Source organism: Albidovulum sp. (assembly GCF_008933605.1).
GTDB lineage: Bacteria > Pseudomonadota > Alphaproteobacteria > Rhodobacterales > Rhodobacteraceae > Albidovulum.
Window position 1 is genome coordinate 26,592 of sequence record NZ_WBUS01000021.1, and the last position, 6,334, is coordinate 32,925.

Here is a 6,334-nt window from a genome sequence, read left to right on the forward strand (position 1 = left end):
GATCAGCCCGCGACGGCGGCGAGGTGGCGGGCGAAGGCGGGCGACGACATGAGTGCCTTGCAGCGAGAGAACCGGCCGTCGGCATAGGCGCGGAAGTCGTCGGCCGGATTGCCGTTGGCCAGCTGGATGAGGCCCCAGAGCGTCCAGAGCAGATCGCACATCGCCTTGTAGATCACCATCCGCCCGCGGTCGCGGGCGGTGGGCGCGGCGCCGAAATAGGCGCGCAGCATCTCCTCGTCCTGGTCTTCGTCGAATCCGCCCTCGACCGAGAGGTCGCCCAGATCCCACATCGGGTCGTTCATGCCGGAATATTCCCAGTCGACGATCCACATGGCCTCGCCGGTATCGAGGAAGTTCTCGCACAGCGGGTCGCAGTGGCAGGGCGCCAGCGGCAGCGGCCGGGCCGCAAGCGCCGCCCTGACCGCGCCCGCCTCGCGCACCACGTCGTGATAGCCCTCGGGCAGGGCCACGTCCTTGGTGCCGAGAATGCCGAGATAGTCGTCGATCATCGCAAAAAGCTCGAAGCGGAAGGGAAAGACCGCGCCCGACCCGTGCAGCTTGCGGAAGGCCGCGCCGGCCCGTCCGGGGGCGCCCTCTCGCGTGCGGAAGTTCTGCGGGCTCATGGTCACCGCGCCGTGGACGAAGCGCGTCACCATCACGCCTGTTGCCGGGTCCACATGGATCACCTCGGGACTGACGCCGGCCTTCGCGGCCTCCCGTGCGGCCACGGCCTCGTTGGCGCGGTCGATGAACTCCTCGGTGCCCTTGCCCGGAATCCTCAGGCAGTAGTCCCCCGCCCTGAAGACCAAGTTGGTGAGCCCGCCGAGCCGCTCCGGCAGCCCCGCCCCCTTCAGGCCCGGGATGGCGGCAAGCGCGTCGCGGGCGAGGTCGAGGTCGCTCATGCCTTCAGCCTTTCCATCTTCGCGTCATAAAGGCACCGCGGCCCCCGAGTCGCGGCATAGGGTTTGCCGAAGGCCTCGATCGTGAAGCCCTGCCCGGCCGCGATCGCGGCCGGAACATAGGCAAAGCCGATGGTCTTGCCGAGGTGGTGGCCGTAGCCGGCGCTCGTCAGCGAGGCGACGGGCTGCCCGCCGTGAAGCACCGTCTCGCCCGACAGGAAGGGCGCAAAACCGTCAACCGTGAGCGTCACGAGCCGCCGTTTCGGCGCGCCCAGGGCGGCCAGCGCCGCGCGGCCGGTGAAGTCGCCCTTGCCCATCGCCACGGCAAAGCCGAGGCCCGCCTCGAAGGGCGTCGTCTCGGGCGTGATGTCGGCGGACCAGTAGAGATAGCCCTTCTCCAGCCGGCAGCTCTCGATGGCCCGGTAACCCGCGTCGCGGATGCCGTGCGGCGCCCCTGCCGCCTTGAGCCTGTCGTAGACGTGGCCCGCGTATTCGGTCGGAATGTAGAGCTCCCACCCCAGTTCGCCGACATAGCCCACGCGCACGGCAAGGACCGGGGCATGGCCGACGACGATCTCGCGCGCGGCCAGGAACGGGAAGGCCCGGTTCGAAAGGCCTGCGTCGGAGACCGAGGCGAGCACATCGCGCGCCTTCGGCCCGCAGATGTTCAGGACCGAAAGCGTATTCGTCACGTCCCGCAGCCTGAGCCCTTCCGGCAACGCCCGGGTGATCCAAGCGCCGTCGCGCACGCCGAAGCCCGATCCGGTGACGATCAGGAAGTCCTCCTCGCCCCGGTGAAGGATGGTCACGTCGGCCTCGATCCCGCCCCTTTCGTTCAGGAGCTGGGTGTAGATCGCCCGGCCCGGCGCGCCCGAGACATCGGCCGCCGCGATCCGGTTCAGCGCGGCCTGGGCGCCGGGGCCCGAAAGCTCGAACTTCGAGAAGGAGGTCTGGTCGATCAGCGCCACGCCCTCGCGGATCGCGCGCACCTCGGCGGCCACCGCGCCGTGCCAGCCGGGTTTCCCCTCGAAGCTCGGGCTGTCGGTCGCCGCGGGGTCCGAGGCGGTGAACCAGTTCGCCCGTTCCCAGCCGAAGCGCGCGCCGAAGACCGCGCCTGCGGCCTTCAGCGGTTCGTAAAGCGGCGACCGGCGCAGGCCGCGCCCCGCATGATGTTCCTCGCCCGGCCAGTGGACCTTGTAGTAGGAGGCATAGGCCTCCACCGCCCGGGCGGCGAGCCAGGAGGCTCGTGCATGCGGCGCCCCGAAGCGGCGCGCATCGAACGGCCAGAGGTCGAGCCCCGGGTCGCCGTTGACGATCCAGTTCGCCATCGCCTCCCCCGCCCCGCCCGAGGCGGCGATGCCGGCGGTGAAGCCGCAGGCGAGGTAGAAGTTGTCCAGTTCCGGCGCGAGACCCATGATCGGCTCGCCATCGGCCGAGACCGGGATCGGGCCGTTGATCACGGTCCGGATGCCGATCTCGTTCAGGATCGGCAGGCGTTCCGCGGCCGGCACGGCGAAAAGCTCCAGCCGTTCCATGTTGGCCGGGAACAACTCCCGCGCGAAGTCGAACGGCGGCCACTGGTTCCAGAGCGCGCGCGTCCCCTCCTCCCATCCGCCGATCGCCCAGGCCCCGCCGACGTCGGGCTTGAGGTAGAAATTGTGGTCGGGGTCGCGCAGCGTCGTCAGGGTGTCGGGAACATCGAGCCCCTTCTCGGTGACGAAATACTGGTGTTCCACCACGCCCGCCGCGACCGGCACCCCGGCCATCGCGCCGACACGCCGTGCCCAGTAGCCCGCAGCGTTCACGACGATATCGGCCGAAACCGTGCCGTGATCGGTGACGACGCCCAGCGCCCGGCGCCCCTCCACGGGGATGGCGGTGACGGTCACGCCCTCCTCGATCCTCACGCCGCCCTTCCGGGCGCAGGCGGCAAAGGCCATCGTGACCGCATAGGGGTCGATATAGCCGTCGGTCGGGATCCAGGCGGCGCCGACCACACCCTTCCTGTCGATGTGCGGGAACATCCGGTGCGCCTCGTCGGGCGAGACGAGGTGGGCCTCGAAGCCGAAGCTCTTCGCCAGTTGGACAGACCGGCGGATCTCGCTCCAGCGCGCGTCCGACGCGGCGAGGCGAAGCGATCCCACCTTCTTCCAGTCCGTCGCCATGCCGCTTTCCCCGGCAAGCCGGTCGAAGACCGCGACCGAGTTCTGCATCAGCCGCGTCAGCGCCCGCTTGCCGCGCAACTGCCCGACAAGACCCGCCGCGTGCCAGGCGGACCCATGCGTGACCTGCGCCTTTTCGAGGACGAGAACGTCGCGCTCACCCTGCCGCGCGAGGTGATAGGCGATGGCGCAGCCGATCGCCCCCGCGCCGATGATGACGATCCTCGCGTGACGGTCGGCCTTCATGCCTTGACCCTCAGGTTCTCGGGATCATAGAGCGGGGCGAGCGCGATCCGGGCGGGGAATTGTTCGTTGGCAACCACCAGTTCATAGGTGCCCGAGGCGAGGTGGTCGTCGCTGACACCACCGGGGTTGCGGACATAGCCGTAGCCGATGCCCTTCCCGACGGTGTAGCCGAAGCCGCCCGAGGTGAGGTATCCGACCGGCTCGCCGTTCCGCAGGATCGTCTCGCGCCCCACCAGCACGGCCTCCGGATCGGCGATGGTGAACCCGGCGAGCCGCTTCGTCAGGGGTCCGCCCGCCTGCGCCTGAAGCGCCTCCCGGCCGATGAACGGCCGGTTGGTCTTCAGCTTTACCGCCCAGCCGAGGCCGGCCTCGAAGGGCGTGTCGTTGGGCGTGATGTCGGAGGACCAGGCGCGATAGCCCTTCTCCAGCCGCAGGCTTTCAAGCGCCCGGTAGCCCACCGGGCGGATTCCCTCGACCGCCCCCGCCACCATCAGCGCGTCGAAGACCGCGCCGGTCGCGGCGATCGGCACATGCAGTTCCCAGCCAAGCTCACCCACATAGGTCACCCTGAGCGCCCTTACCGTGGCGCCGGCAATCGCGATCTCGCGCACATGGCCAAAGGGGAAGGCGGCGTTCGACACATCGGCCGCCGTCACCCGCGCCAGCACCTCCCGCGACTTCGGCCCCATCAGCGAGAGCGTGCCCCAATCCTCGGTGATGTCGCGGATCGCCACGTCGCCCGCGGGCAGGTGTTCGGCGATCCAGGCAAGGTCATGGGTGCGGAACCCGGTCCCGGTGACGATGTAGAAGCGGTCCTCGGAGAGCCGCGCCACCGTCAGGTCGCATTCGATGCCGCCGCGCGTGTTCAGAAGCTGGGTATAGGTCAGCCGCCCCGGCGCCTTCGTCACGTCGCCCGCGCAGACGTGGTCGAGCGCCGCCGCCGCGTCCTTCCCCGTCACCTCATACTTGGCGAAGGAGGACTGGTCGAAGATGCCCACCGCCTCGCGCACATGGGCATGTTCCGCGCCCACCGGGCCGAACCAGTTCTGCCGGCCCATCGAATAGACGTCGCGCGCCTCCATCCGCTCGGGCGCGAACCAGTTCGGCCGCTCCCACCCGAGCTTCGATCCGAAGACGGCGCGGTGGCCCTTGAGACGCTCGTAAAGCGGCGAGACGATGCGCGGCCGCCCGCTTTCGTATTCCTCGTGCGGGAAACCCACCGTGTAGTGCTTGCCGTAAGCCTCGAGCGTGCGGTCGCAGACCCAGGTGCGGTCGCGGTGCATGCCCGCGAAGCGGCGGATGTCCACCGTCCAGAGGTCAAGCGGCGCCTCGCCGTGCATCACCCAGTCGGCCAGCACCCAGCCCGCGCCGCCCCCGCTCGCGATGCCGAAGGCGTTGAAGCCCGCGCCCACATACATGTTGGCGCATTCGGGCGCGCTGCCCAGGATGAAATTCCCGTCCGGGGTGAAACTTTCCGGCCCGTTGATCATCTGCTTGACGCCCACCTTTTCCAGCGCCGGAACCCGCGCGATGGCCTGATCCATATGCTGCTCGAAATGGTCGAAATCGTCGTCGAAGAGCCGGAATTCCCAGTCGTCGGGGACGTTGCCCCCCGTCTCCTCCAGCCTCCAGGGCTGCGGATTGGGCTCGTAGCCGCCCATCACGAGACCGCCAACCTCCTCCTTGAAATAGGTCCGCCGGTCCGGGTCGCGCAGCGTCGGCGCGTCGGCCGCCAGCCCGTCGATCCGCTCGGTGACGATGTACTGGTGCTTGACGGGTTGCAGCGGCACGGTGATCCCCGCCATGGCGCCCACCTGCCGCGCCCATTGCCCGGCGCAGTTCACCACGGTCTCGCAGGTGATCTCGCCTTCCGTGGTCTTCACGCCGGTGATCCGATCGCCCGCCATCGCGAAACCCGTCACCCGGACACCCTCGAAAATCCGCGCCCCGTGCATCCGCGCGCCCTTGGCAAGCGACTGGGTGATGTCCGAGGGCGAGGCCTGCCCGTCGGTCGGCAGCCAGCTTGCACCGACGAGGTCGGAAACCTCCATCAGCGGCCACATCCGCTTGACCTCGCCCGGCGAGACCAGATGCATCTCCATCCCGAAGCTACGGGCGGTCGTCGCCAGCCGCTTGTATTCCGTCCAGCGGTCGGCGTTCGTGGCGAGCCTCAGGCAGCCGGTCATCTTCCAGCCGGTCTCGAGCCCCGTTTCGGCCGCCAGATCCTTGTAGAGCTCGACCGAGTATTTCAGCACCCGGGTGATGGAGGCGGAGCTTCTGAGCTGCCCGACCAGCCCCGCCGCGTGCCAGGTGGAGCCCGAGGTGAGCTTCCCCTGCTCGAGAAGGACGACCTCCGCCTTGTGGTCGCGGGCGAGGTGGTAGGCGGTGGAGCAACCGATGATGCCGCCGCCGATGACGACGATCCGGGCATGGGTGGGCAGCGTCATGGCATGATCTTTCCGTGTGAGGTCTGGTAACGGTCGAGCGCGGCGTCGAGCCGGCCGAGAAAGTCGCGGGCATGGGCGTCGTAGTCGGCCCCCGGCGCGGCGAGGAAGATCTCCGACACCATCGCCCACATTGCCTCGCGCGCGAGGCTCGCGCATTGCATGGCATCGAAGGCTCGGAGCGTCGCCGCGTCCGGGTCATGGCCGAAATAGGCCGCAAGCAGCGCCCCGGCCTCGCCTGCGTCCATACCCGCATTCGACGCCGCGCCCGCAAGGTCGAACATCGCCGTGCCGAAGCCCGCATATTCGTAGTCGATGAGCCAGAGCCGGCCCGCAGCGTCCTCGAGGAAATTCGCGGGCAGCAGATCATGGTGGCCGTAGACGATCGGCAGCGGCACCTGCGCGGCCTCCATCGCCGCCGCGATCCCGACGAGCCGGGGCAGGTCGGACGCGAAGCGGCTCCGGCGTGCGGCCAGGGTGCGGGCATAGTCGCGGATCACGTGGAAGACCCAGAAGATTACGCCCGGTCCCGAAACCTCGCCCGGCATCCGGCCGTGGAAATCGCGCAGGAACCGGCCCACCC

4 protein-coding genes are annotated in these 6,334 nt (G+C 69.2%); all 4 read right to left on the reverse strand.

Annotated elements, in window-relative coordinates:
• Window positions 1-2: 2 nt before the first annotated feature.
• Complete coding sequence (locus tag F9K34_RS04985) at window positions 3-902, reverse strand: choline/ethanolamine kinase family protein (protein WP_291335804.1); 900 nt, start codon at window positions 900-902, stop codon at window positions 3-5.
• Entirely contained in the window at window positions 899-3,307 is a 2,409-nt protein-coding gene (locus F9K34_RS04990; protein WP_291335805.1) for a GcvT family protein, read from the reverse strand. Before F9K34_RS04990 ends, F9K34_RS04985 begins: the two co-directional genes overlap by 4 nt.
• Window positions 3,304-5,754: a GcvT family protein gene (locus tag F9K34_RS04995; RefSeq protein ID WP_291335806.1), complete on the reverse strand. Its 2,451-nt coding sequence runs from the start codon at window positions 5,752-5,754 to the stop codon at window positions 3,304-3,306. Before F9K34_RS04995 ends, F9K34_RS04990 begins: the two co-directional genes overlap by 4 nt.
• A partial coding sequence (locus tag F9K34_RS05000) for a phosphotransferase family protein (protein ID WP_291335807.1) occupies window positions 5,751-6,334 on the reverse strand: 584 nt, incomplete at its 5' end. The genes F9K34_RS05000 and F9K34_RS04995, both read right to left, overlap by 4 nt.

What these genes read in the sequence shown, in the direction of transcription:
- F9K34_RS04985 (WP_291335804.1), bottom strand. Translation starts at nt 902, where the DNA reads ATGAGCGACCTCGACCTCGCCCGCGACGCGCTTGCCGCCATCCCGGGC.
- F9K34_RS04990 (WP_291335805.1), bottom strand. Translation starts at nt 3,307, where the DNA reads ATGAAGGCCGACCGTCACGCGAGGATCGTCATCATCGGCGCGGGGGCG.
- F9K34_RS04995 (WP_291335806.1), bottom strand. Translation starts at nt 5,754, where the DNA reads ATGACGCTGCCCACCCATGCCCGGATCGTCGTCATCGGCGGCGGCATC.